The sequence below is a fragment of the Actinomyces mediterranea genome, from assembly GCF_900155595.1.
GTDB classification, from domain to species: Bacteria; Actinomycetota; Actinomycetes; order Actinomycetales; family Actinomycetaceae; genus Pauljensenia; species Pauljensenia mediterranea.
The window spans coordinates 286871-312420 of sequence record NZ_FTPB01000004.1 but is presented as its reverse complement, the minus strand read 5'-3'; the positions used below and the strand labels follow the sequence as shown (position 1 = coordinate 312420).

Below are 25550 nucleotides of genomic sequence, written 5' to 3'. Positions count from 1 at the left end.
GCGGTCAGTTCTGCTCGGACGGCCCGGCGTCGCGGCCCCTCATGGAGCGCTTGATCCGCATGAGCCTGCGCATGAGAGAGTACTGCGAGCGCTTGATCGGCAGATCCCAGGCTCCGGCGATATCCGTGTAGCGCTGGGCGAAGGAGAGCTTGTACTTGCCGACGGAGAACAGCTCCGGCACGCGCGGCGAATGGGCTCCGCGAAGGTCCATCCCCCCGATCCCCTCGGCTCCGAGGATCGCTGCGGTCTCAAAATCGAGAAGTACTGGGGCGCCCAGGGAGCGGGCGCGCGCCGATGATGCCCCGTATTCGGCCTGAGACACTTTTCCGTTGACGAGGACGAGGTCCCAGCACAACAGTTCACCCTCGCAGTCGCGGGCGGTGAAGAGCCTGGCATGATCGGGGCCGAGTTTGTCCAGCAGATCCGTGTACACGTATCTCGGGTGGGGGCGGAAGCCGTCACGCTCAGCGGTCTCGCACATGACCGCGTAGTGCTCGGCGAAGTCGTCAGTGCTCAGACCCGTTTCTTCGGCGATCTCAACGCCGCTCTCGCCGCACTTCTTCACCGCTCGGCGCACCGCGCGCCTGCCATTGGTCGGCATCGACTCGAGGATCGCGTCGCGCCTGCCCTTGGCACAGTCGATGACGACGGTGCGGTCATAGGTGATGGTCTGCAAGACATCGCACAGATCGGACGCGGAATACCACGCATGGAGACGAACGAATGAAACAGCCGAGTCCCGGGTGCGGACAACCTTAACGAGGTCCTTCCTGAACGCGGCCTCACGGTCGGGGGTGACCTCTCGGATCCACACGGGACCCGACTTGGCCCACAGATATTTCCAGGCGCGGATTCGATGTTCGTAGAGGGCGATCACCGCCACGCATTTGTCGCCCTCGTACCACCCGAAGCGCCCCCAGCACTCGTTGCCCTGCGAGGCCGCGAAAGCCTGCCATGCCTCGCTCTGTTCGATCGGGAGGCCCCCGCATCCCGATGTCGCCCGTCGCATCTCATCGGGCGTCATGTCCTTCAACGACGTGGTCGGCATCAGTAGGAGTCCTCTCAGAACGAACGATCGGTCGGTTCGGGGTAGAAGCGTGCGAACTTGCGATAGTGATTGAGCTTTTGCAGGCGGACGATCAGGTTGCGCCGCAGGTCCTTCTCTGCGGGATTGAGGAGGGGATCGAAGCGCTTGCCGTCCGAGATGAGTTCACGAACGTGGCTCTTGAGGGTGTCATCTCGAACATAGCGGAGGAGAAGCGGATCGGGAACCATTGAATACAGGATTTCGTCAGTCATCCTCATCTGTTCAATGCGCTCGGAGTCGATGAGATCGGCGACCATGGCGATCATCGGGTTCGCCCCCGCCGCAGTCATGTACCAGTTGTTCCGCCCGATCCTCGGGTTCACCTCGAAGAAGACGGCGCGTCCATCGCGCGGATCGATCTTCACATCGAAGTTCGCAAATCCTCGGTACTGCGCGCTCGTGAGAAGGGCCTCTGCCTTGTCCCACAGAGAAGGGAACTCTTCGGTGATCATGGAAACGGGGTTGCCGATCATTGTCGGAGCGTGGTCTTCGAGGAGGACGCGCGCCGATCCGATGAGGGTCACCTCTCCATGGGAGTCCACATAGGCGGTGATGGAGCGCATATGCGTGTTGTCGCCGGGAATGAGTTCCTGGACAAGGAAGGTGTCGCGGAATCCGGCATCGGTGAGGGTCCTCCACATGCCCTCGAGTTCGGCAGGTGTCTCGATGAACCAGATCTTGCGCTTGCCCTCGAAGGTCAAAAGGTCATAAGCGTCGCCTCGCGCTGCCTTCGCGACGACGGGGAAGTCGAAGGGGATGTCGGGGGCGCTCCATGCCGCATCGTCTACACCGGACATGTCGACGAGGACCGAGCGGGGCGTGTCGATGCCGAGGCTTTGGCATGCTGCGCCGAATGAGGCCTTGTCGGTGAGGCGTTCGATGACCTCGATCGAGGGAAAGGGCACTGCATAATACTCGCGCAATGCGCTGATATTGCGCGCGACGAAGGAGGAGTGGAGGTCGTGATTCGCCATGAGGATAAGGCGATGGTCCGGGTGGGAGGCTCCGATGCCGAGAAGCGCCGCAAGGAGGGACTCGTCCGAGGCGGAGGGCTCAATGCGGTGGACGTCGAAGAAGTTCGATCGCGTGATCGATACTGTTGGCCGATTCGATACGCACAGACAGCGGCACCCGAATGCCTCGCTGAACGATCTGCCGATGCCATAGGCGCCGAAATCCCCTCCGAGGATGACGGGGAGGATCGTGGGGTGGTTCTGATGCATCGCTGACCGCCTGTCGTAGTGAGGAGGGATCCGGGATCGACCCTAGCCTGAAAGAGTCGGCGGACCGTCCATATCCCCCCGATACGGTGGAACCTGATGGAGATGACACAAAACCCGAGTCTAACGACTCGGGTTGATGGTGGGCGATACTGGGATCGAACCAGTGACCTCTTCCGTGTGAAGGAAGCGCGCTACCCCTGCGCCAATCGCCCGAGGTGGGTACGGGATTCGAACCCGTGTATACGGCTTTGCAGGCCGCTGCCTCGCCTCTCGGCCAACCCACCATGTCCCCACCGAAATCGAGTGGGTTATATTGAGAGGCAACCGAGCGGATGACGGGACTCGAACCCGCGACCCTCACCTTGGCAAGGTGATGCTCTACCAACTGAGCCACATCCGCGAAGATCGCATCTGCGATCAGGTGCTGCCCATCGCATCCGAGATTCTCGGAACGACCGTGGGCGATACTGGGTTCGAACCAGTGACCTCTTCCGTGTCAGGGAAGCGCGCTACCGCTGCGCCAATCGCCCGAGCGGATGACGGGACTCGAACCCGCGACCCTCACCTTGGCAAGGTGATGCTCTACCAACTGAGCCACATCCGCGTGTCGCCAACATCCCGGGGGACGCTGTGAACGAGAAGAACTTTAACAGGCTTTGAGACGAAATGGGAAATCGGTGTCGCCGTAAGTCGTATCACACAGGCCATTCGTGATTCATCTGCGATTGCTCGATGAGCTGCAGTTTTTGTCGTATATCTGCATTGAATCGGTCATTCGCGGCGCACACGGACGCGTCCGGTGTGAACCGGGGGTAAAAGGATCTCCCGCTCAGCGGCGCGGCAACCGGTTCCCCATTCTATCGCCGCTTAGTCTTGCAGTCGTGGATGAGCAAGCACCTCCCAAAGCCTTCGTCACGGCACTGCTCAGCCTGCGAGACGGAGCGAACCACCCGCATATCGAGTATGAAGAGGTTCCGCCCCCGCGCAGGCTGGCGCCGTTCACGGCCGCACTCGCCATGAGAACATTCCAAGAGGATTTCGATCAGCCGCTGGCAACGGGCCGATTCGTCGTTCTCCACGACCCCGATGGACAAGCCGGATGGAATGGCGCCTTTAGACTCGTCGCACAGCTGCGCTCTCAGATCGACGCGGATATGGGGAACGATCCCCTCCTGTCTGAGGCACTATGGGCGTGGGCGCATGATTGCCTCATCGACCAGGGGGCCTCATTCCACGACCTCACCGGCACGGTGACGCGGGAACTGTCACAATCCTTCGGCGGGCTCATCCTCAGGGGGTCGACGCTCAATGTGGAGTTGCGCGCCTCATGGACGCCCTCCGATGAGTACCTGTCCGACCACCTATCGGCCTGGTCGGAACTCATGTGCCGAACCTGCGGGATTCACACGGCCCGTTTCCTTGAGGGAGTCTGAGGCGTGCGCATCGCGAATAGAGACGGCCTGCCCGTGGGAGACACCGAGTCACCCGAACTCATGGCCGAGCCGCGCGAGGGCGTCCCCTCGATCATTGACACGCCCGGGCTGCTCGAGTCTGCTGCGCGTGCGCTCGAGTCCGCGAATACTCCCGTGGCGCTCGATGTCGAGCGCGCGCAGGGCTTCCGCTATGGGAATGACCCCTACCTCATTCAGATCCGTAAAGAGGGCGCGGGCACCTTCCTCTTCGACCCGATCGCCCTTCCGGATCTGAGCCCCCTCAATCCCGGTGTGTCGGATGTCTGGCTGCTCCACGACGCCGCACAGGATCTGCCCAACCTCCGCTTCGTCGGCCTGACGCCGACGACTCTTTTCGACACTGAGATCGCGGCCCGCCTCGTGGGAATGGACAAGTTCGGCCTCGCCGCCGTGTGCGAGCAGGTCCTCGGGCTCGGCCTCGTGAAGGACCATCAGGCATCCGACTGGTCGGTCAGGCCGCTTCCTGGCGATTGGCTGCGCTATGCGGCGCTCGACGTGGAGTTGCTCACCGAGCTCTACCGGCGCTTGTCCACCCGGCTCTACGACCTCGGCCGCTGGGAATGGATGGTCGAAGAGTGCGCCTATGTCCTCGCCCACCCCGACCCCGCCCCTAAGGAGGACCGGTGGAGGAGCCTGCCCGGCGTCGGCAAGCTGAAGACTCACAGGGAATTAGGGGTCCTCAAGGCGCTGTGGGAGGCCCGCGAGTCGATTGCCCAGCGCATCGACCTCGCCCCCGGGCGGCTCGTGCGCAACTCGGCGCTCATCCGCGCAGCCCTTCAGCCTCCCCGCAATCGGCGGGCGCTCCTCGCCATCGGGGAATTCCGCTCCCCCGTCGCGCGCCAATTCACCGATGAGTGGATGCGCGCATTGTCGCGCGCCCTGACCGCGTCCGAGGATGAGCTGCCGCCCACTCGCAGGCGTCTCGCCCCCGGTGCCGTTCCCGATGCTCGCAACTGGTCGCGGATCGACGAGGACGCCGCCGGGCGCCTCGCCCTCGTCCGCTCTGCGGTCGCGGGTATCGGTCAGAGACTCTCCATCGCCCCCGAGGTCGTCCTCGAACCCCGAATCCAGCGCTACATCGCCTGGGCGCCGCTCGATCCGACGCGCCCCTCGGGCGACGAGGTCGAGGAAAGGATGTTCACTCAGGGGGCGAGGGATTGGCAGATGGATCTGTGTCTCGATCCGATCTGCGACGCCCTCGGCGTCTAGGGACGAGCACCTGTCGGCCCGGGGTCGAAGCCCCGCCGGGAATGTTCAGGAAAGCCGCTCTGCGATGGATTGAGCGATGCTCTCGGCATCGAGCCCGCATTCGGACAGAATCGGTTCGCGCTCATCATGCTCGAGGAATCGCCTCGGGATGCCAAGGGTGACGACCCTCGTATCCACTTCGGAGAGAAGGTCGCGAACAGCCCATCCGAAGCCGCCATTGACGATTCCGTCTTCGACGGTGACGACGAGAGGCACCCCGTCGGCGAATGAGACGAGTCCGGAAGGGGCGGGCAGGATCCACCCCGGGTCGACGACCATCGTCGCAATCCCCTTGTCGGTGAGGATCTCGGCCGCTGCCAGCGCCTGCGGCACGAGGGCCCCCGCCGCCACGATCAGGGCATCGGGGTCGCGATCGGGTTCAGTGAGGATGTCGATCCCCGCCTCGGTCCTCAGTGCCGGTATCGGATCGGGCATCGATCCCTTCCGATAGCGCAGCACCGTCGGGCGGTCATGCATCGCAATCGCTTCGCGCAGCTGTGTGCGCAGGGTCTGTTCGTCGCGGGGCGCCGCCATGTACAGACCCGGGATGATGGAGCACATCGCAATATCCCACACTCCATTGTGCGACGCCCCGTCGGCGCCGGTAATACCGGCACGGTCGAGGACCACGGTGACACCGGCCTTGTGGAGGGCAACATCCATAAGGAGCTGATCGAAAGCCCTGTTGAGGAATGTCGCATAGAGGGCGACGACCGGGTGGGCGCCCTGGTAGGCCATTCCGGCGGCCGATGCGAGGGCCTCTTGTTCAGCGATGCCGACATCGACGACTCGGTCGGGGAATTCCTTCTTCATCGGCCCCAGTCCCACCGGGGCCATCATCGCTGCGGTCACGCCGATGATCGACTCGTCGTGCCGTGCGAGCGAGACGATCTCGTCGGCGAAGACGCTGGTCCATCCGAAGCGCGCGGGTGCAACGGGAAGACCCGTTTCGGGGTGGATCTGACCGACAGCGTGGAAACGATCCGCGAGGTCCTCCTCAGCGGGGGTGTATCCGCGGCCTTTCTCGGTGATGGCGTGAATGAGGACGGGCTCATGGAGGCAGGCCGCTCTGGACAGTGCAGTCTCCAGGGCGATGATGTCGTGCCCGTCGACGGGGCCGAGGTACTTGAAGCCGAGCTCTTCGAACATCGCCTGTGGGACGAGGGCATCCTTGAGTCCCGTCTTGAGCCCGTGCAGGGCGTCATATGCGGTACGGCCCGGTTCGCCGAGGGCGAGGAGTCTTCGCTTGCCCCAGGCGAGGGCTCGCTCATAGCCCTCAGAGGTCCTCAGTGCGTCGAGGTGATGGGCGAGGCCGCCGATGGTCGGCGCATAGGAGCGGCCGTTGTCGTTGACGATGATGAGGACCCGTCGGTCCTTCGACGCGGCGATCCTGTTGAGCGCCTCCCAGGCCATGCCCCCTGTGAGTGCCCCGTCGCCGATGATGGCGATAGTCCACGTGTCGTCGCCATTGCGGCGCTTGATACGGGATATGCCGTCGGCCCAGGCAAGCGATGAGGAGGCGTGGGAGCTCTCGATGACGTCGTGGATCGATTCGGCCCGGCTGGGGTATCCGGATAATCCGCCCGCTTGGCGTAGCCGGGAGAAGTCCTGACGACCCGTGAGGAGTTTGTGGACATAGGACTGGTGACCGGTGTCGAAGAGGACCGTGTCCTCCGGGGAGGAGAAGACCCTGTGGACAGCGATCGTCAATTCGACGACGCCGAGATTGGGGCCCAGGTGTCCGCCGGTCTTGGACACCGAGGAGATGAGGAAGCCTCGGACCTCGCGGGCAAGGTCGACCAGTTCCGCCGGGGTGAAGCCGCGAAGATCCGATGGATCGTGCACTCGCCCGAGGAGCGAGGAACCGTCATCAGATTGATGCATGAGGCCGATTCTAGTTGCTCGAGTACTCGAAGTGGTGGACGAGGAGCCCATCCTGGCAACCGCATCGGACTAGGATGGGCGTCGTGCGCCACACGGCGCGTTGTACTCAGGAGGCACTGATGTCTGTGACCGTTGCACCGTATGGCGAGTGGAAATCCTCAATCACTGGTGAGTCCTTCACTGCACGATCGGTCACACTCTCACAGGTGCGCATCGACGGTCCGGACACCTACTGGGTGGAGGGCCACCCCAAGGAGAATGGGCGCGGCACGCTGCTGCGCCGCTCGGGCTCGGGCGTCACCTCCGAAGTCCTCCCCCTCATCGACGGCGCGCGCCTGCCCGATGTCCGCACCCGCGTCCACGAATACGGCGGCCGCGCATACGCCGTGGCGGACGGATTCATCGTGTTCTCCGATGGATTCGACTCGCGCGTCTACCGCTTCGACCTCAATGACTCGACGAAAACCGTCACCCCGTTGACGACGCTATCGAAGTCGCGCTTCGGGGACTTTGAGATCGACGAGGTCCGCCAACTGGTCTACGCCGTCCGCGAGGATCATTCGGGCGAGGGCGAGCCCATCAACACCCTTGTCGCAATCCCCCTCGACGGCTCGGCCGCGCGCAATGACGCCGCGATCATCACCCTCTTCGAGGGGACGGACTTCGTCGTCGACCCGTGTCTGTCCCCCGATGGGACGAAACTCGCGTGGATCACCTGGAACCATCCGGAAATGCCGTGGACCCGCTCAGCTCTGCACGTCGGAGCCCTCGACTTCGAGGGCAATATCTCCGTGTCGAAGATCGTCGTTGACGAAGAGGACGTCTGCGTCTATGAGCCGCGCTGGACCCTCACGGGCGACCTCGTTCACGTTGATGACTCCAACGGTTGGGCGAATCTTTTCCGCACCGAGGGCTTCGCGTGGCGCGAGGGCGAAGATGCGGACGCGTGGACGACTCGCCTGCGCACCCGCGCCCTGCACCCGGGCACCCAGGCGTTCTCCCACCCGCATTGGCAGCTGGGCCTCCATTCCTTCGACAACTTCAATCACGAGCACCTCATCTGTTCGTGGGTCGATGATCTGACGTGGCATATCGGCACGGTCCGCCTCGACAACGGCTTGACCGAGGAGTGGGCGACCGGATGGTGGCCGATCGGCAATGTCGCGTCCAGCGACGAGCGCGTCGTCTTTCTCGCCGATTCTGCGACCCATACGCCCGCGATCGTCGAAGTCAGGAACGGCTCGACGTCGGTCGTTCGCCCCTCCTCCGAGGCTCAGATGGATCCGGCGCTGCTCTCCCCCGCTCAGATCATTTCCTGGCCGACACACGACGGCGAGAAGTCCTACGGCTTCTACTATCCGCCGAAGAACCCCGACTATCAGGCGCCCGAGGGCTCGCTGCCGCCGCTCATCGTCAATGTCCACGGCGGACCGACATCTGCTGCACGTCCGGGGCTGAAGATCCCGCTGCAGTACTGGACCAGTAGGGGTTTTGCAGTGCTCGACGTCAACTACCGCGGGTCGACGGGATTCGGGCGCGCCTATCGCGAGCGTCTCAACGGCAACTGGGGCATCATGGACGTCAACGACTGCGCCGATGGTGCGCTCAGCCTTATTGAGCGGGGCCTAGTCGATCCGAAGCGCATTTCGATCCGCGGCGGCTCCTCCGGCGGGTTCACGGTGCTCGCCGCCCTCGTCAGCTCCGATGTGTTCACCGCGGGCGCCTCGTTCTATGGAATCGCCGATCTTCGAATGCTCGCAGCCGAGACGCACAAGTTCGAGTCGCGCTATCCCTTCCGACTGCTCGGCTCCTCCAACCCCGACGATGAGGTGTGGGTCGAGCGCTCGCCGATCACCCACATCGATCGGATTCACGCGCCTCTGCTGATCCTTCAGGGCACGGACGATAAGGTCGTGCCGCCCTCGCAGGCGCACGTCATGTTCGATGCCCTTAAGGGCGGCGGCAGCGTCGTGGCAATGAAGATGTACGAGGGCGAGGGGCACGGATTCCGCAGGGCTGAGACGATTCGCGACGCCTGGCAGTCCGAGCTCGCCTTCTACTCTCGGATCTGGGACATGGATACCGATGTCGAGGCCGACCTCGAGATCGCGAATCTGTGAGACGGAGCGCGCCCGCGATGGCGGACGCGGATGAGTCGGTCTGTACGCCGGGTTCTGTCCTGCGCATGCGCGCAGTGGCGGCCATCCATCTAGGACCAGCGTTACCGCTGGCCTCAAGCGACCTACCCGCAGGCATGGGACGGGCCATCCACTGCCTGCTGCTCGATCTTGCTCCGGGTGGGGTTTACCTAGCTGATGCGGTCACCCGCACCACTGGTGGGCTCTTACCCCGCCTTTTCACCCTTACCGCTTGCACGGCGGTTTGTTTTCTGTGGCACTGTCCCTCGGGTCGCCCCGGGTGGCCGTTAGCCATCACCCTGCCCTGTGGAGCCCGGACGTTCCTCGAGAGCCGAAGCCCGCGCGGCCGCCCGACCGACTCATCCGCGCGAACGATTATAGCGGACCGCTGCAGTGCCCCTCTGTTCATTTGCCTCCCTCCGAGTCGAAGACTGCGGGAAGAAGCCGACTGACGCCGGGGGTCGCAGTCCGCCCTCACCATCGTGACCCGCTGAAGCACGCTCTTCGCAGACGGGTTGTACCGACGTTCGGCCGGTGCTCGGCGATCAGGCACCGGTCGTGCGCACGACGATCTGCCCGGTGTCCTCCGTCCAATAGAGCTCATCGTCAGGCGTGCGCCGAATCTGGTCGAGTTCGAGGGGCGACAGGTCAGCCGCGCCCCCCATGCCGACGCCATTGCGCACTTCGACGACTGCGAGGGCGCCCATGTTCTTCTTCGCCCTCTCATATTCGGCGACGAGGTCGTCGGGCAGGGCGGACACCAATTCCTTGCGCTGGGCGATGACCGCTCTGAGTTGCTCGTCGAGCTCTTTAACGTCCTCGGCGAACGCCGCTTTCGTCGCCTCGACGTCGGCGGCGATCGCCTTCGCCTCGGTCACCATGGCGGTGCGGGCATGAGAGGCGGCCTCGTGCTGTTCCTCGGCGGAGAGTTGATCCTCTTCAAGCTTGCGGATGCGCTGCTCCATTTGTGCGATCTCGTGCTCCATCGGCGAAATGTCGCGCAATGGCACCTGGTTCTGGTCGAGACGGTCCTGCTGTCGCTTGCGGCGCGCCTCGACGAGTTCGATCTCGTGGGAGATCCTCGCGATTTCGCGTTCGATATCCGCGATCACCGCTGACTGCGTGATGGAAGCCCGCTGCAGGTCGTCCGCGCGACCCGCAAGTTCATTGACCCTCGTATGCGCCGGGTGTGTGTTGCGCCGGTGGAGCAGGGAGGACTCCTTCTTGTCGAGTCCCTGGAGCGTGAGCAGATTGAGCTGATCGAGATACGACGCTTTCATGACGAACCCTCCTGAGTCGGCCAGTGATGATTCCGCTGCTGTGTCGCAATGGTAGAGACTTCGACGCCCGGTTCCCACTTCGCACGGTGCCCGGATGCCGACACCGGTGTTCAGCATATCCGTTCAGACGGCTTCATCTGCCTGTTGTCGGCCGCAGCGCACATTCGTCCTCATGATCCGGATGCAGGTCGTCAATCTCATTGGCTCTGATCCAACGGACTACATGGAGGCGGATGCGCTTCAGCGCCGCCTCTACGACGAGACAATCCACGTTGATCGCGCGGGTTCGGCAACCTGGCACGGACCCGGTCAAGTAGTCGTCTACCCCGTCGTTGTGCTCAAACAGCCCATTGACCTGCACCTGGATCCGCAGTGTCGAGAATGGAGTGATCCGCGCATTGCATGACCTGATGAGCGCCGGATTCGGCCTCGTGACAATCACACAGTATCTGCGACCTTCCCCCTTGCATCATCCGGTCGCCAGGCGCGCTCCTCGTATCGTGCCGGACTGCCATGGGCGAAAAGGGGATGCGAGCGCCGTGAGCGAAGGACCGCACGATTGAATAAGTGACGGGATCTCCCACTATCGACGCGATTTTGATAATGTGTGCGTGCCGTAATTGAAGAAGGGGTTTCACAGTGCACCGCGTCGTTATCATCGGTTCAGGTTTTGCCGGGCTCACAGCCGCGAAGGAGCTCAAGGGCGAGGACGCCGATATCACGCTCCTGGCGAGGACCAGTCATCACCTCTTCCAACCCCTCCTCTACCAGGTCGCAACCGGCATCCTCTCCGAAGGCGACATCGCACCGACAACTCGGGAGATCCTCAAGAAGCAGCGGAATATCCGCGTCCTTCAGGCGCTCGTCGAGGACATTGACGTCGAGCAGAGGATCGTCCGCTGGCGCAATCACAACGAGACGAAGCAAACCCCTTACGACACACTGATCCTCGCAGCCGGGGCGGGTCAGTCGTACTTCGGCAATGACCATTTCGCAGTTTTCGCGCCCGGCATGAAGACCATTGACGACGCCCTCGAATTGCGCGCGCGCATCTTCGACTCCTTCGAGAAGGCCGAGATCGCGACGGAGCCCGGTAAGGTCGAGCGCCTCCTCACATTCGTCGTCGTCGGTGCGGGCCCCACCGGTGTTGAAATGGCGGGCCAGATCAGAGAACTCGCCTCGCATACGCTGCGCGACGAGTTCCGATCCATCGACCCCACGGCGGCGCGAGTGATCCTCGTCGATGGTGCGGCACACCCCCTTCCCACATTCGGCGAAGAGTTGGGGCGCAAGACTCGCACAGAACTCGAAGGTCTCGGCGTCGAGATGAGGATGAATGCCGTCGTCACCGATCTCGACCACGATACGGTCACGCTCACCTATGCAGACGGCTCTACCGAGACGATCGTGTCGACGTGCAAAGTCTGGGCCGCGGGTGTCCAGGCGAGTGAACTCGGTACGGTACTGCGCGACACAGCGGGAGCCGAACTCGATCGCGCGGGCCGTGTCATCGTCGATGACGATCTCACCGTGCCGGGTCATCCCGAGATCTTCGTCCTCGGTGACATGATGAGCGTGCCCGGCGTTCCCGGAGTCGCCCAGGGGGCCATCCAGTCGGCGCGCTTCGCCGCCCGGGTGATCAAGGACCGACTCGCGGGGCGCACGCCGAAGAACCCCTCGTTCTCCTACGTCGACAAAGGGTCCATGGCGACGATCGCCCGATTCAAAGCGGTTGTTGCAATGGGGCGGCTCCGATTCACCGGTTTTGCGGCCTGGGCGGCGTGGTGCTTCCTCCATTTGTTGTACATCGTCGGTTTCAAGAGCCAGATTGGTACTCTCGTCCACTGGTTCTTCAGTTTCATCTCCGGGGCCCGATCGCAGCGGACATCGACGAATCAGCAGCTCGTGGGGCGCCTCGCCCTTGAGACCCTCGGCTCCGGTTCGTCGGGCCGTCTCGTCGCCGGTGAAGATCCCACCACCGCACAGAACGACTGACTTGTCCGAGCGGTGCCGATCCGCGCAGATCGCGTCGAATACTGTCGGCGCCTTCCCGGCCGATCAGCCTGATCGCTCAAATATTGCAGCACATCCGTCTCTGTTATAGCGTACGAACCACCTCGCTACTTCAGAGATTGAAAGGTTGTTGATATGTCACTCATCAGTACCCAGATCCTCCCCTTCACAACGACCGCCTTCCACAACGGCGCATTCGTCGAGGTCAGCGAGCACGACCTCCTGGGGCGCTGGAGCATCGTCTTCTTCTACCCCGCAGACTTCTCCTTCGTCTGCCCGACAGAACTCGCCGACCTTGAGAAGATCTACCCCGAATTGCGTTCCCTCGGCGTCGAGGTCTACTCCGTGTCCCGCGACTCCCATTTCGTCCACAAGGCATGGCACGACGCCTCCCCCGAAGTAGGGACCATCACCTACCCTATGCTCGGCGACGTCAATGGAGTCATCACCTCGAACTTCGACACCATGCGCCCCGCCTCCGGGCTCGCCGACCGCTCCACCTTCCTCATTGATCCCGACGGGATCATCCAGTACATCGAAACGACCCCCGAGGGGATCGGCAGGAACGCCGTCGAACTCATCCGCAAGGTGAAGGCCGCGCAGTACGTGCGTTCCCACCCCGGCGAAGTGTGCCCCGCGAAGTGGGAGGAGGGCGAGGACACCCTGACCCCGTCATTCGACCTCGTCGGGAAGATTTGAGGACTTCCCATGCTCGATACTGCAGCAACGGAGCAACTCGCCCACTATCTCGTCCTCGTCCGTGAGCCGATCGAACTCGCCGCATCACTCGACGACGCTCCCCTGTCGCACCGCGTGGGCGAACTCCTCGATGAGATCGCCGCGCAGTCCGATCGCATCACCGTCGTCGAAGAAGTGGACGAGAGGACGCCGTCATTCGCGATCCGTAGACCCGGCACCGATATCAGCGTTCGCTTCGCGGGGCTGCCGATGGGCCACGAGTTCTCCTCCCTCGTCCTCGCACTCGTCCAAGTCGGGGGGCACGAACCCAAGGTCGATGCTGCCACCATTGCCGCCATCAAGGCGCTCGATGGCGGCGACTTCGTCACCTACATGTCCATGACCTGCCAGAACTGCCCGACGGTCGTCCAGGCCCTCAATACGATGAGCATCATCAACCCGCTCATCCGCCACACGGCCGTCGAAGGCGGGGCCTTCGAATCCGAGATCCTCGACCGTCAGATCCTCGCAGTCCCCGCGGTCTACAAGGACGGTGAAGAATTCGGACACGGCAGGATGGACATCGTCGATATCCTCTCCCTCCTCGCGTCGCATAATGGGGACACCACTGCGCCCCTGGAGGACACAGCCCCCTTCGATGTCCTCATCATCGGTGCGGGACCCGCCGGGGCCACCTCGGCGATCTATTCCGCGCGCAAGGCGCTGCGCACGGGGATCGTCGCCGATCGCGTCGGCGGACAAGTCCTCGATTCGGCGAGCATTGAGAACGTCACCTCCCTACCCGCCGTCGGCGGATCCGAGCTCGCCGCGAAGCTCGAGGATCACGTGCGCCGCCACGAGGTCGATCTCATAACCGGGCGCACAGCCCTCTCCCTCGCGCCACCGACAAGTCCCCGAGGCCTGTTCACCGTGCAGGTGGACGGCGGGAGCCTGCAATCGCGCAGCGTCATCATCGCTTCCGGCGCGCAGTATCGACGGATGAATGTGCCCGGAGAGCAGGAGTACCTCAATAAGGGCGTGACCTTCTGCCCGCACTGCGACGGCCCGCTCTTCGCGGGTCGCGATGTCGCAGTCGTCGGCGGTGGGAACTCGGGCATCGAGGCGGCGATCGACCTTGCCGCCGTCGCCTCTCGCGTCACCGTCGTAGAGTTCCTCGACTCCCTCAAAGCCGACGAAATTCTTGTCGAATCTGCCAAGCGGCTGGCGAATGTCTCCATCATGACTTCGACTCGAGTCGTCGCGGTCGAAGGGGACGGCAAACGCGTCAATGGACTCGCCATCGAGGATCGGAACACGGGCGTCCGCTCGGTGCTCCCCCTGTCCGGGGTCTTCGTTCAGATCGGCCTCGTGCCGAATACGCACTGGCTGGCCGAGCACGGCATCTGCAATCCGAGCGGCGAAATCGTCACCGATAGCGAGGGGGCTACCTCGATCGATGGGCTCTTCGCCGCCGGCGACTGCGCTTCGACACCCTATAAGCAGATCCTCATCGCTATGGGCTCGGGTGCGACGGCTGCACTATCAGCATTCGACTACCTCATGGTCCACGGCTCCGACTCGGAGCAGTAAGGCTTCCAGCATCTGATACACACATGGTTCCGGGGGCTGAGCGATCATGCGCTCAGCCCCCGGAACCAATCTGTGGGCCCGACCGGATTCGAACCGATGACACCTGCGGTGTAAACGCAGTGCTCTAACCAGCTGAGCTACGGGCCCCAAGCGGCGGCGGCACGTGGGACAGCATAAGTGACCGTGATGTGTTCGCGCACATCCGCAGGACGCTCAGCGGCCCCTCGGCCTCGCAGTCAAGCGAATGCCCGCCCATTCGGCGCCGACTGAAGCGGCAGAGGTCGAATGCAGGCCTGCGACGCGCGCCGCATCCTCGACATCGGCGACATCCACTGCGCCCGGACGATTCGGTTTAGGGATGAGGACCCAGATGAGGCCACCATCATCGAGATTCGACAGGGCGTCAACGAGGAGATCCGCGAGATCCCCGTCGTCGGCATCATCACTGCGCCACCACACGATGGCACCGTCAACGACATCGCCGTAGTCGACGTCAACGATCGCCTCTCCCGTCTCCTCTTCTACTGTGCGGCGAAGATCCCGATCGGCATCGTCGTCGACATAGAACTCTTGGACAATCTGTCCCGGCTTGAATCCGAGGCTCACCGCCACGACGCACAACCGCCTTCCGTGGTCAGTGCACGGTGCACTATTTGAATCAACACAGCGTTCATCGTAGGGCACTCGACGCTCTCGTCACCATCGGTCCGCACTATGTGCACTCTCGTGAGAACACGTGCCGACATCATGTCCACTGCGACCTGACAGACAAATGAGGCGCTTCTCATGGGCCAGAAGTCCTACATCCAGTCGCGTGGTCGACAAAAACGGGGAAGAATAGTCTTCATCCGCACGATGCTGTGCCAGCGCAGCTCCATCAAGAACAAGAGGGTATCCGTGAGTCACATGAACGACAGCCATCCCGTCGTCAACGGCCTGCTCAGCCAGGTCCCCGACAACGATCCCGAGGAGACCGCCGAATGGGTCGAGTCCCTGTCCGGTCTCATCAATGAGAAGGGCGGACCGCGCGCCCGCTACATTCTCCTCCATATGCTCGATAAAGCCCGCCACGAGGGCGTCCAACTCCCCCAGGAATACACGACTCCGTACATCAACACCATCCCCGTCGACAAGGAGCCCTACTTCCCCGGCGACGAGGCGATGGAGCGGCAGTACCGCCGCTGGATCCGCTGGAACGCCGCCGTCCAGGTCACCAGGGCGCAGCGCTCCGAGGTCAAAGTCGGCGGCCATATCTCCTCCTACGCCTCCGTCGCCACCCTCTACGAGGTCGGCCTCAACCACTTCTTCCGAGGTAAGGACCACCCCGGCGGCGGCGACCACGTTTTCTTCCAGGGACATGCCTCCCCCGGCCCCTACGCCCGTGCCTTCCTCGAGGGGCGCCTGAGCGAAGAGCAGATGGACGGGTTCCGCCAGCAGGCCTCCACTGAATACGGACTACCCTCCTACCCCCACCCGCGTCAGCTCCCCGACTTCTGGGAGTACCCGACGGTGTCTTTGGGGCTCGGTCCGGCAGAGGCTATCTACCAGGCCTGGTTCGACCGCTACCTCCACCTGCGCGGCATCAAGGACACCTCTGAGCAGCACACCTGGGCGTTCATCGGCGATGGTGAGATGGACGAGCCCGAATCGCGCGGCATGCTCCAGCTCGCCGCACAGCAGGGGCTCGACAATCTAACCTTCGTCATCAACTGCAATCTGCAGCGCCTCGACGGCCCCGTGCGGGGCAATGGCAAGATCATCCAGGAGCTCGAGGCCTTCTTCAAGGGCGCGGGCTGGAACGTCATCAAAGTCATCTGGGGCAGGGGCTGGGATCAGCTCCTCGCATCCGACAAGGATAACGCCCTCGTTCACCTGATGAATGACACCCTCGATGGCGACTACCAGACCTTCAAAGCCAATGACGGCGCCTATGTGCGCGAGCACTTCTTCGGCCGCGATCCGCGTACGAAGGCGATGGTCGAGAATTGGACCGATGAGCAGATCTGGGCGCTTCAGCGCGGCGGGCACGACTACCGCAAAGTCTACGCCGCCTACAAGGCCGCGATGGAGCACACGGGCCAGCCGACCGTCATCCTCGCCCACACCATCAAGGGGTACATCCTGGGATCGCACTTCGCCGGACGCAATGCGACCCACCAGATGAAGAAGCTCACCCTCGAGGACGCCAAGCAGTTGCGCGATCGTCTTCAGATCCCCATCACGGATGAGGAACTCGAGCGCGACCCATATATGCCGCCCTACTACAAGCCCGCGGACGACGATCCCGCGCTGCTGTACATGAAGGAGCGCCGCGAGAAGCTCGGAGGCTGGGTGCCCGAGCGGCGCGCGGATCGCAACCCGACCCTGCCGCCCCTGCCCTCGAAGCCCTTCGAGGGTCTGTCGAAGGGGTCGGGACCGCTCGAAGTGGCGACGACCATGGCTCTCGTGCGCCTTCTCAAGGACCTGTTCAAGGATAAGCAGGTGGGACGCTACTTCGTGCCGATCATTCCGGATGAGGCGCGCACATTCGGCCTAGATGCGATCTTCCCCTCCTCAAAGATCTTCAACACCCACGGCCAGAACTATACGGCTGTGGATGCGGACATGATGCTGTCCTACAAGGAGTCTGAGCAGGGCCAGGTCCTGCATACCGGCATCACCGAGGCGGGGTCGGCCGCAGCCTTCCAGGTCGTCGGCACCGCCTATTCGACACATGATCTTCCGATGGTTCCGATCTACATCTTCTACTCGATGTTCGGATTCCAACGCACGGGCGATCAGTTCTGGGCGGCCGGTGATCAACTCGCGCGCGGATTCGTCATCGGTGCGACTGCGGGCCGCACAACCCTCGCGGGTGAGGGGCTCCAGCACATGGACGGCAACTCCCCCGTTCTCGCCTCCACCAACCGCGCCTTCGTCATCTACGATCCCGCATACGCCTACGAGATCCGCTACATCATGGAGGACGGCCTCACGCGCATGTACGGAGAGGGCGACGGCCGCGACCCGAATGTCATGTACTACCTCACCGTGTACAACGAGCCGATCCACCAGCCCGCCGAACCGGAGAACCTCGACGTCGAAGGACTGCTCAAGGGCATTTACAAGGTCGCCGATCACCGGGGCGAGGGGCCAAGGGCCCAGCTCATGGCGTCTGGCGTGGGGGTTCCGTGGGCTATGGAGGCCAAGCGCCTCCTCGCTGAGGATTGGGGAGTCGACGCCGCCGTCTGGTCGGTCACCTCGTGGAACGAGCTGCGCCGCGACGGCCTCGAAGCCGACGAGCACAACCTCCTCCACCCTGACGAGGAGTCGCGCACCGCGTACTTGACGAGCAAGCTCGCCGGTTCTCAGGGCCCCTTCATCGCGACCTCGGACTTCGACACCCTCACCCAGGATCTCGTGCGCCAGTGGGTGCCCGGGGACTACCGCGTCCTCGGCGCCGATGGTTTCGGCATCTCCGACACCCGCCGTGCGGCTCGCCGCTACTTCCACATCGACGCCGAGTCGCTCGTCGTCAAGACGCTCGCGGCACTCGCCGACCATGGTCAGGTGGACCGCAGCGCCGTCGCCCAGGCGATCGCGAAGTACGACCTGTTCAACGCCACGATCGGCGCAGCCGAGCAACACGCGCAGCACTGATGCCTGCCCTGCCGGGCAACCGCCCGTGTCGACCGCGCCGAGGAGGACGGTTCTCGCGTCTCAGCGCTCACTGCGACTGGTGGAGCGCCAACGCGAATCAGACGACTCGGGTGTCTCGCGCCCCGCGGTACGGCAGGCTGCCCCCGGCTGCGAGATAGCATGCAGGACACATGGATTCGTAGGTGACCTCGATCCCGTCGATGGCGACCTGCTCCCCGTCGAAGACGAATTTTCCGCCCGTTTTGCGCCCGTTGAACATCGCCTTGCGCCCGCATCTGCAAATCGTCTTGAGTTCCTCCAGAGAATGCGCGATTTCCAGCAGACGGCGAGAGCCCGGGAATGACAGGGTCTGGAAGTCGGTTCGGATGCCATAGGCGATGACCGGGATCGACAATGCCACCGTCACGTGGAGGAGGTCGTCGATTTGAGCCTCGCTGAGGAACTGGGCCTCATCGACGAGCAGACATGCGATCGGCGCCGCAGCGTCCGCGCTATCGACAAGGGATTCCATGAGCGCATAGACGTCCGTGTCGGGCCCGATCCTGACATCCGCCTCCCGCGATACTCCCAAGCGCGACACGACGAGCGAGTCCCCCTTGGCGTCGATCATGGGCTTGGCGACGAGAACCCTTTGGCCGCGCTCCTCGTAGTTATAGGCCGCCTGCAGCAGTGCAGTGGATTTCCCGGAGTTCATCGCCCCGTAGCGGAAGTACAGTTTCGCCACTTACGGCTCCTCTCATGCGCACTCATTGTATCGGTGGATGCAATCGGGAAGATCCGATGCGCGCACGACTCGAACATGGTCTGACCAATGACCGGCTCCATGACATTGAACTGCAATTGACCCGCCTTTGCGGCGAATGTCAGTGCGACGTCATTGTCGATCACTTTGAAACACACCCGGTTGACGACCTCGGGGATCACGGGATTCACCTTCGTCGGCATGTTCAATGAGCCCGCCGCGCGTTCGGGCAGGCGAATCTCGCCCGGCCCCGCCCTCGGCCCCGATGCGAGGAGGCGCAGGTCATTGCAGAAGATCCGATAGTTCTCCGAAGCGCGCAACGCGTGGCTCCCCCACTGGGCCTCGAGCGGAACGGACCTGGGGCCCGGAGGTCTTCTTCGATTCGGTAGGCCGTCGTCATGACGCTTCCTCCTGTGTCGAGGTGGATACGCCCGCAATGCAAGGATCACTGGACTCGCATGCCGTCCCCGTAATCCGCGTGCGAGTCGGTCGCCTCAGCGGCGCCGGGGATGCATGAGCGCGCCCCAGCGTTCGCGCGCCACATAGCCGGTGAGACCGATATCGAGGCCCGCGGGGCACACGTCGACACAGGCGCCGTACCCGGTGCATGATCCGAAGAATTCATCGAGGACTGCGGCGATGGAGCGCGCGCGCCTGCCCCTCTCCAAAGATGTCGTGGGCAGCGCGGCGAGGTGGGCGATCCGGGCACCCGCGTAGAGAGCGGCCGACCCATTGGGACAGGCTGCGACACATGCGCCGCAGCCGATGCAGGACGCCCAGTCGAGGGCAAGTTCCGCATCATCATGGGCGACGGGAAGGGCATCGGCGTCGGGGGCGCGCCCCGTCGCAATGGAGGCGAAACCGCCCGCCAAGGTGATCTCGTCGAGCACAGAGCGGTCAACGACGAGGTCCTTGACAATGGGATAGAGGCCGGATCTGAGGGGTTCGAGCGTGATGGTCGCACCATCGCGCTCCCCGATCCGCTGGTGACACGCCGGGAGATTGTCGCGCCACCCGTGGGGGCGACCGTCGACCATGAGGCCGCAGGCGCCGCAGATCCCCTCCCTGCAATCCGATTCGAAGGCGACTGGCGGGCGGGCACCGGCGACGAGGACGCCATTGAGGTGGTCGAGGAGCTCCAGGACACTCATCCGCGGATCGCAGCCCGCCAGCTCGTAGGATTCGAATCGGCCTTGAGCCTGCGCGTTCTCCTGCCGCCAGACTTTCACGGTGAGATTCATCGGTAGCTCCTCGTCGCGACATCGACGCTTCGATACTCGAGGTCTTCTCTGTGATGTGTGAACGACGGGCCTGTCTCATCGTCCCAGCCGGTGGTGGTCCACGCCGACACACACTGCCATTCGTCGTCGCGGCGCTGGGCTTCGCCCTCGTCAGTGGCGTATTCGCTCCTGAAGTGCGCGCCGCAGGATTCACGCCGGTTGAGGGCGTCGTTGCACATGAGTTCGGCGAGCTCGAGGTAGTCTGCGATTCTCAGCGCCTCCACGAGGTCGGGGTTGAATTCGCCGACCCCGCCGGTGACACCGACCTCGTCGTGGAATGTGCGCCTCAGCGTGGCGATGTCCGTCATCGCGCGAATGAGGGAATCGGAGTTCCTGACGACACCGCATCCGGCGTACATGATGCGGCCGAGTTCGCGGTGGACGGAGCGGGCGGGCAGTGAGCCGACACCGCTGATCAATCCGTCGATCCGCTCGCGCACATCCGTCATGCCGCCCTGCACCGTCGCATCGGAGTCGTCGACGAGGGCGGAGCCGAGCCGGGTGGCAAGGTAGTCGGACACGGTGACGGGGATCGTGAAATTGCCGTCGACGCATGCGGCGAGCAGGGAGTTCGCACCGAGGCGATTGGCCCCGTGATAGGCGGCATTCGCCTCGCCGGCGACGAAGAGCCCCGGGATGGTCGATTGGAGTCCATAGTCGACCCACAGACCGCCCATGGTGAAATGGGCTCCCGGTGCGATCCTCATCGGCTCGGCGTAGGGGTCCTCCCCCGTCGCATCCCGGTACATCTCGAATAGGTTCCCATAACGTTCGGCAATGGCGGGCCGTCCGAGTCTGGCGAGGGCATCGCGGAAGTCCAGATACACCGAATTGGAACCGGGCCCCACGCCGTTGCCACGGGTGATCTGGTCGAATGCGGCGCGCGAGGCGATATCGCGGGGGGTGAGATTCCCAAATGCCGGGTAGCGGCGCTCGAGGTAGTAGTCGCGATCCTCCTCCGGGATGTCATTGGCGGGGCGAGGATCGCCGGGCGTGAGGGGAACCCAGATTCTTCCATCATTACGCAGGGACTCCGACATGAGGGTCGTCTTCGACTGCCAGGAAGACGAGACCGGCAGAGCGGTTGGATGGAATTGGATGAGCGACGGCGAGGCGAAGGCGGCGCCGCGGCGGTGTGCGCGCCATATGGCAGAGGCGTTGGAGTTCTTCGCAAGCGTCGAGTGGAAGAAGATGTTCCCGTAGCCGCCGGTGGCCAGGACGATCGCGTGAGCGCGGTGGACGCTCAATGCCCCGGTGACCTGGTTGCGCGCGATGACTGCCGAGGCCCGTCCGTCGGTGACGACAAGGTCGAGCATATCGTGGCGGATCGTCAATCGGATGCGCCCCTGGGCAACGTAGCGCATGAGCGCAGACGAGGCGGCGACTTGGAGTTGTTGGCCGGTTTGTCCGCGCGAGTAGTAGGTGCGCGACACCTGGACGCCACCGAATGAGCGGGTTGACAGGGCTCCCCCGTATTCACGGGCGAAGGGGACGCCGAGGGCATTCATATGGTCGATGACGCGGGCCGATTCCTGACCGAGTCTCCACGCCTCGGATTCCCTGGCCCTGAAATCGCCGCCCTTGACGGTGTCGCGTACGAATCGGGCGAGCGCGTCCGAGTCGACGCCCTTGGCCCTGGCGGCATTGATACCTCCTTGGGCTGCGACGGAGTGGGCGCGCCGGGGGGTGTCGTGGTAACTGAGGACCTCGACGTCGTAACCGAGTTCCGCCAGCGATACCGCTGCGCCCGCTCCCGCCAGTCCGCAGCCGACGATGAGAACCTTCAGTTTGCGCCGGTTCGCGGGCGACACGAGCCGCGCATTGGCAATATAGTGGTTCCACATGTCCGGCGCCCCAACCTCGGGCTGCCCGGCAAGGAGCGCCTCGCCCTCGCAGATCCGTCCATTCGACTGTCCGGCTCCCACCGGATGAGCTTCTCCGATCATGGTGCACCCCCGGTGATGAGCGAATAGATGACAACGGCGCCATCTCCTGCGACGATGACGACGGCGATGATAAACCCGATGAGCCTCGCCCAAGTCGCGGATGCCGGTGATGAGGCGCCGAGATCTTTAATGGCGACGGGGATCCCGTGAGCGAGATGGACGCCGAGCGCCGTCAGCGCGAAGAGATAGGCAGTGGCCATCGACGGGCGCGACAGCGAAGCGAGGACATTGGCGACCGCGTGGAACGCGGGATCGGGATGGGCGAATGTCGATGATGCGACGAGCGCGCCGATGGTGAGGTCGAGGAGGTGGATGATGAGCCAGATGACGATGACGATTCCAGTCGGCATCATGAGGGTCGCCGTCCACATCCGCCTCCCACTGCGGCGCATTCCGGGGGTGCGCGTTGCGCGGTTCCTCCGCCACAGGATCAGGGCGCAGGCCACGTGGAGCATGACGGTGAGCAACAGGATGATGCGGATGATCCACAGGACGCCCTCGTAGGGAACGAGGGGAACGAGGATCTGTCGGAGCCACGCGGCGTAGGCATCCATCGCCTCGGGATCGGTGAAGATCTTGAGATTGCCGATCATGTGGACGAGCGCGAAGAGCATCATGATGAGTCCCGTTGCCGCCATGATGGCTTTCGCCACCCACGTGGGGACCAGGACTCGGTGCCGTGGAACCTGAGCGAGAACATTATCCGCCATGCTTCACCTCCCCCTCCAGGCTATGGGGTGAGGGAATGCTCTGCGTCACATTCGAGCGGACAGATCGGACTGTGGAACCGTTATCGCGCTGCTGCGTCGACTCCGTCGAGGAGATCTCCGAGTGAGCGCCACGCACCGATCGTCTCATCCGGGATGGAGATCGACAGATCGTGTTCGATCCTCGCGACGATCGCATACAGGCTCAGCGTGTCGAGATCCAAGTCATCGGTGAGCAGGAGCTCCGCCCGCGCCCGGTCGGGATCGAGATCAGTTTCCTCCAAGACGGCGCTCATCGCCGTCTCCCGACCATCCCTGCTCTGCGGATCCGAAGGCGCCTCCCCTTCGGACCCTGCTGCGCCGCCGGGCTCGCTCGAGGGTTCGGGGGAGGCATCGGATTCGCTGAGCGAATACCCGAGGAGTTCGGCGATGGTTCCCATGAGTTCAGCCCACGCGGTTGTTGAGCCAGCGCACGGGAGCTCCCGCACCCGCGTGGCGGAAGGGCTCGAGTTCGTCGTCCCACGCCTGTCCGAGCGCGAGGTCGAGGGCGTCTCGCAGTTCTTCGAGCGTCGCGGAGCGTTCAAGGGCGCCTCGGATCCTGTCTTCGGGAACGACGACATTGCCAATGGTGTCCATCTGCGAGTGGAAGATTCCGAGGGAGGGGGTGTGCGACCAGCGCCCGCCGTCAGTGGAGGCGGTCGCCTCTTCCGTGACCTCGTAACGCAGGTGCTCCCAGCCGCGCAATGCGGAGGCGAGGCGCGCGCCCGAGTCGGTCGGGCCGACCCACGAGAATTCGCAGCGCACGGTCCCGGGCGCCGCATCCTGGCTGGTCCACTGCAGGTGGACCTCTTGCCCGAGGGCGGTGCCGACCGCCCATTCAATATGCGGGCACAGTGCGGGTGTTGTCGAGTGCACGAAAAGTACACCGCGGGTGTATGTCCCTCTCAATGTGACCTCCGGTTGCTGGTGAGGAGCGTCTTCCCCTACGTCCTCTCAACCACGGCACAGTGAATCACGGTGTCACACTCCTAGTGTGCCTCATTTCGATGTGTTTTTCCACGCGGGGTGCGATGCGAGTCGCAGGCGATACACGGGTGCGGGGCGCTCGGACCAGCCGGACGCCCCGCAATGCGCATTTGCCTTTCAGACTCGTTGGATGAGTTCGACTTGGATTCCATCTGGGTCACGGATGGGGGCCGAATGGAATCCGAGCCTCAGCGCCCGCGTCGGTTCCCGCCATGATCGGGCCCTCGAGGGATTCGACTCTGGCGGCGACCGGCGAGAGGTCCGCCACGTCCCAGACGGTGTGGCCATCCCGATGCGTCGACCATCTGCCGAGGCTCCCGCCTCGGCAGATACTCGATGAGTTCGAGTCTGAGGCGGTGCCGGAACCGAGGTATTGAATCCGGTGATCGCCCATGCCGACCCTGTCGAGCGACTCTACGACAAGAGCCACATGGTCCATGCGCACCTGCCGGGTGGAAGCATCCATGATCGACTCAGTCGTAGAGGAGCACAGCGACGTCTTCATCGTCGATATTCGACGAGTCGTACCACACCGAACCGGTGTCGACATCGGCGACGGGCTCGCCCTTGGAAGCGGCGACAGCGAGGACGACCGCCTGGTAGCCCATCTGGTACGGATCCTGGGACACGGAACCGAGGAACGCACCGGACTTCACGGCTGCCTTCTGGGATGAGCCGGCATCGAAGCCGACGACGAAGATGTTCTTGTACTTGCCGCTGATGCGGTCAAGGTCTGTCGCATCATTGGTCGCGGAGATGACGCCATTAACCGCGTCCTGGTTCGCGGCGAAGAGAGCGACGAGGCCATCGGTGGCGAAGATCGAATTCGCCGCGCTCTGGATGTCGGCCTGCGACGTGGTCGGGGGCACGGTCACGACGATCTTCACCTTCGCCGGATTGGCGGAGGGGTTCGTCCAATTCTGTTGACCGGAGACATCGACTGTTCCAGCCATGCCATCAATGGCCTCAACCTGTGCGACGGCCTCCTCGACGAATCCGTCGACGCGCTGCACGATGGAGCCCGAGGTCGAGTCCTGGGCGAGGACGCCGATAACGGCGGGCTTCTCGGCGGTTCCCGCAGCGAGGGCCTTCTTCACATCATCGTTGGCGATGAGGTTCTTGGCGACATTCGCCCCGGCCGCGTGGTTGTCGGTCGTCGCCGTTGCGACGACAGCGCCGGATGCGTCTCCGGGGACGCCCGAGTCGAAGCCGATGATAGGGATGCCCGACTTCTTCGCCTTGGCGAGGGCATCTTGGACCGCGTCGGGCTGGCTCGCCGCGAGGGCGATTGCGGAGGGGCGCTGGTTGACGGCCGCGGCGAGTTGTTCGACCTGCTGGGAGACATTGGACTCGGCGTCCGGTCCATTCGTCGTCAGTTCGACGCCCAATTCATCGGCAGCGGCTTGGGCGCCCTTGAACGCTGCCTGGTAGAACTGGTTCTGATACGACTTCGAGATAATGATGACCTGCTGGGCGCCTCCGGAGGAGGCGGTGGAATCAGAACCCGATCCGTCGGCGCACGCCGCGAGGGTGGATGCGACGCTGAGCGCGCATACCGCTGCGAGGATTCGATGTTTCATGGGAGTTCCTTTCATTG

At 63.6% G+C, this 25550-nt stretch carries 21 protein-coding genes, 6 tRNA genes, 1 other RNA gene and 1 pseudogene; 8 read left to right on the top strand and 21 right to left on the bottom strand.

What is annotated here, in order from left to right; genetic code table 11:
* Positions 1 to 4: 4 nt before the first annotated feature.
* The 7 genes from BQ7471_RS05460 to BQ7471_RS05430 all read right to left on the bottom strand — a co-directional run bounded on the left by BQ7471_RS05460 (position 5) and on the right by BQ7471_RS05430 (position 2914).
* Positions 5 to 1048 carry a lipid II:glycine glycyltransferase FemX gene (locus BQ7471_RS05460; protein WP_076464803.1) on the bottom strand — a complete coding sequence of 348 codons (1044 nt, stop codon included), beginning with the start codon at positions 1046 to 1048 and terminating at the stop codon, positions 5 to 7.
* Positions 1049 to 1062: 14 nt separating this feature from the next.
* Entirely contained in the window at positions 1063 to 2310 is a 1248-nt protein-coding gene (locus BQ7471_RS05455; RefSeq protein WP_076464802.1) for a carboxylate--amine ligase, read from the bottom strand.
* Positions 2311 to 2447: 137 nt separating this feature from the next.
* Positions 2448 to 2522: transfer RNA gene (locus BQ7471_RS05450), tRNA-Val, on the bottom strand.
* Between the two features lies 1 nt (position 2523).
* A tRNA-Cys gene (locus BQ7471_RS05445) sits at positions 2524 to 2594 on the bottom strand.
* A 43-nt stretch (positions 2595 to 2637) separates the two neighbouring features.
* Positions 2638 to 2710 (bottom strand) — tRNA-Gly (locus BQ7471_RS05440).
* Between the two features lie 58 nt (positions 2711 to 2768).
* Positions 2769 to 2840, bottom strand: a tRNA-Val gene (locus tag BQ7471_RS05435).
* Position 2841: 1 nt separating this feature from the next.
* Positions 2842 to 2914: transfer RNA gene (locus BQ7471_RS05430), tRNA-Gly, on the bottom strand.
* 277 nt (positions 2915 to 3191) lie between these two features.
* On the opposite strand from BQ7471_RS05430, the gene BQ7471_RS05425 reads away from it, so the two are divergent.
* A complete protein-coding gene (locus BQ7471_RS05425; RefSeq protein WP_076464800.1) occupies positions 3192 to 3743 on the top strand; it encodes a DUF3000 domain-containing protein in 552 nt (183 codons plus the stop codon).
* A gap of 3 nt (positions 3744 to 3746) precedes the next feature.
* Positions 3747 to 4991, top strand: a complete 1245-nt coding sequence (locus BQ7471_RS05420) for an HRDC domain-containing protein (RefSeq protein ID WP_076464799.1) — start codon at positions 3747 to 3749, stop codon at positions 4989 to 4991.
* Between the two features lie 45 nt (positions 4992 to 5036).
* Here the strand turns inward: BQ7471_RS05420 and dxs are convergent, their stop codons facing one another.
* Entirely contained in the window at positions 5037 to 6914 is a 1878-nt protein-coding gene (dxs, locus tag BQ7471_RS05415; RefSeq protein ID WP_076464797.1) for a 1-deoxy-D-xylulose-5-phosphate synthase, read from the bottom strand.
* A 119-nt stretch (positions 6915 to 7033) separates the two neighbouring features.
* On the opposite strand from dxs, the gene BQ7471_RS05410 reads away from it, so the two are divergent.
* Positions 7034 to 9034 carry an alpha/beta hydrolase family protein gene (locus BQ7471_RS05410; protein WP_076466183.1) on the top strand — a complete coding sequence of 667 codons (2001 nt, stop codon included), beginning with the start codon at positions 7034 to 7036 and terminating at the stop codon, positions 9032 to 9034.
* A 27-nt stretch (positions 9035 to 9061) separates the two neighbouring features.
* Here BQ7471_RS05410 and rnpB read toward each other — a convergent pair.
* Together rnpB and BQ7471_RS05400 are read right to left on the bottom strand one after the other, a co-directional pair.
* An RNA gene (rnpB, locus tag BQ7471_RS05405) (RNase P RNA component class A) lies at positions 9062 to 9414 on the bottom strand.
* 183 nt (positions 9415 to 9597) lie between these two features.
* The gene (locus BQ7471_RS05400; RefSeq protein WP_076464796.1) at positions 9598 to 10332 is read right to left on the bottom strand and encodes a zinc ribbon domain-containing protein; all 735 of its coding nucleotides are present in this window, start codon (positions 10330 to 10332) and stop codon (positions 9598 to 9600) included.
* A gap of 172 nt (positions 10333 to 10504) precedes the next feature.
* Here BQ7471_RS05400 and BQ7471_RS11490 point away from each other — a divergent pair, with 172 nt between their 5' ends.
* The 4 genes from BQ7471_RS11490 to ahpF all read left to right on the top strand — a co-directional run bounded on the left by BQ7471_RS11490 (position 10505) and on the right by ahpF (position 14613).
* Complete coding sequence (locus tag BQ7471_RS11490; RefSeq protein WP_205408259.1) at positions 10505 to 10738, top strand: hypothetical protein; 234 nt, start codon at positions 10505 to 10507, stop codon at positions 10736 to 10738.
* A 233-nt stretch (positions 10739 to 10971) separates the two neighbouring features.
* Positions 10972 to 12327 (top strand): NAD(P)/FAD-dependent oxidoreductase, encoded by a 1356-nt coding sequence (locus BQ7471_RS05385; RefSeq protein ID WP_076464792.1) that lies wholly within the window; start codon positions 10972 to 10974, stop codon positions 12325 to 12327.
* 153 nt (positions 12328 to 12480) lie between these two features.
* The gene (ahpC, locus tag BQ7471_RS05380; RefSeq protein ID WP_076464791.1) at positions 12481 to 13044 is read left to right on the top strand and encodes an alkyl hydroperoxide reductase subunit C; all 564 of its coding nucleotides are present in this window, start codon (positions 12481 to 12483) and stop codon (positions 13042 to 13044) included.
* A 9-nt stretch (positions 13045 to 13053) separates the two neighbouring features.
* Entirely contained in the window at positions 13054 to 14613 is a 1560-nt protein-coding gene (gene ahpF, locus BQ7471_RS05375; protein WP_076464789.1) for an alkyl hydroperoxide reductase subunit F, read from the top strand.
* Positions 14614 to 14686: 73 nt separating this feature from the next.
* Here ahpF and BQ7471_RS05370 read toward each other — a convergent pair.
* A tRNA-Val gene (locus BQ7471_RS05370) sits at positions 14687 to 14760 on the bottom strand.
* A gap of 66 nt (positions 14761 to 14826) precedes the next feature.
* Complete coding sequence (locus BQ7471_RS05365) at positions 14827 to 15225, bottom strand: DUF3052 family protein (RefSeq protein WP_076464788.1); 399 nt, start codon at positions 15223 to 15225, stop codon at positions 14827 to 14829.
* Between the two features lie 294 nt (positions 15226 to 15519).
* Between BQ7471_RS05365 and aceE the strand changes: the two genes are divergently transcribed.
* Positions 15520 to 18252, top strand: coding sequence for a pyruvate dehydrogenase (acetyl-transferring), homodimeric type (gene aceE / locus BQ7471_RS05360; protein WP_407922692.1), 2733 nt, complete (start codon positions 15520 to 15522; stop codon positions 18250 to 18252).
* A gap of 97 nt (positions 18253 to 18349) precedes the next feature.
* Here aceE and BQ7471_RS05355 read toward each other — a convergent pair whose 3' ends face one another.
* The 9 genes and pseudogenes from BQ7471_RS05355 to BQ7471_RS05315 all read right to left on the bottom strand — a co-directional run bounded on the left by BQ7471_RS05355 (position 18350) and on the right by BQ7471_RS05315 (position 25533).
* Positions 18350 to 18976, bottom strand: coding sequence for a thymidine kinase (locus BQ7471_RS05355; protein WP_076464786.1), 627 nt, complete (start codon positions 18974 to 18976; stop codon positions 18350 to 18352).
* Positions 18977 to 19041: 65 nt separating this feature from the next.
* Positions 19042 to 19284: pseudogene (locus BQ7471_RS05350) on the bottom strand (lyase family protein); the annotation flags it as partial.
* A gap of 204 nt (positions 19285 to 19488) precedes the next feature.
* Complete coding sequence (locus BQ7471_RS05345) at positions 19489 to 20235, bottom strand: succinate dehydrogenase/fumarate reductase iron-sulfur subunit (RefSeq protein ID WP_076464785.1); 747 nt, start codon at positions 20233 to 20235, stop codon at positions 19489 to 19491.
* Complete coding sequence (locus BQ7471_RS05340; protein WP_076464783.1) at positions 20232 to 22220, bottom strand: fumarate reductase/succinate dehydrogenase flavoprotein subunit; 1989 nt, start codon at positions 22218 to 22220, stop codon at positions 20232 to 20234. The genes BQ7471_RS05345 and BQ7471_RS05340 overlap by 4 nt, the downstream gene beginning before the upstream one ends.
* Positions 22217 to 22930 carry a succinate dehydrogenase cytochrome b subunit gene (locus BQ7471_RS05335; protein ID WP_076464782.1) on the bottom strand — a complete coding sequence of 238 codons (714 nt, stop codon included), beginning with the start codon at positions 22928 to 22930 and terminating at the stop codon, positions 22217 to 22219. The genes BQ7471_RS05340 and BQ7471_RS05335 overlap by 4 nt, the downstream gene beginning before the upstream one ends.
* Before the next feature lie 80 nt (positions 22931 to 23010).
* Entirely contained in the window at positions 23011 to 23367 is a 357-nt protein-coding gene (locus tag BQ7471_RS05330; RefSeq protein WP_076464780.1) for a phosphopantetheine-binding protein, read from the bottom strand.
* 4 nt (positions 23368 to 23371) lie between these two features.
* Entirely contained in the window at positions 23372 to 23875 is a 504-nt protein-coding gene (locus BQ7471_RS05325; protein ID WP_076464779.1) for a DUF3145 domain-containing protein, read from the bottom strand.
* Positions 23876 to 24110: 235 nt separating this feature from the next.
* Positions 24111 to 24458, bottom strand: a complete 348-nt coding sequence (locus BQ7471_RS05320) for a hypothetical protein (protein ID WP_129583365.1) — start codon at positions 24456 to 24458, stop codon at positions 24111 to 24113.
* Positions 24427 to 25533 carry a substrate-binding domain-containing protein gene (locus BQ7471_RS05315; RefSeq protein WP_076464776.1) on the bottom strand — a complete coding sequence of 369 codons (1107 nt, stop codon included), beginning with the start codon at positions 25531 to 25533 and terminating at the stop codon, positions 24427 to 24429. The genes BQ7471_RS05320 and BQ7471_RS05315 overlap by 32 nt, the downstream gene beginning before the upstream one ends.
* Positions 25534 to 25550 lie beyond the last annotated feature (17 nt).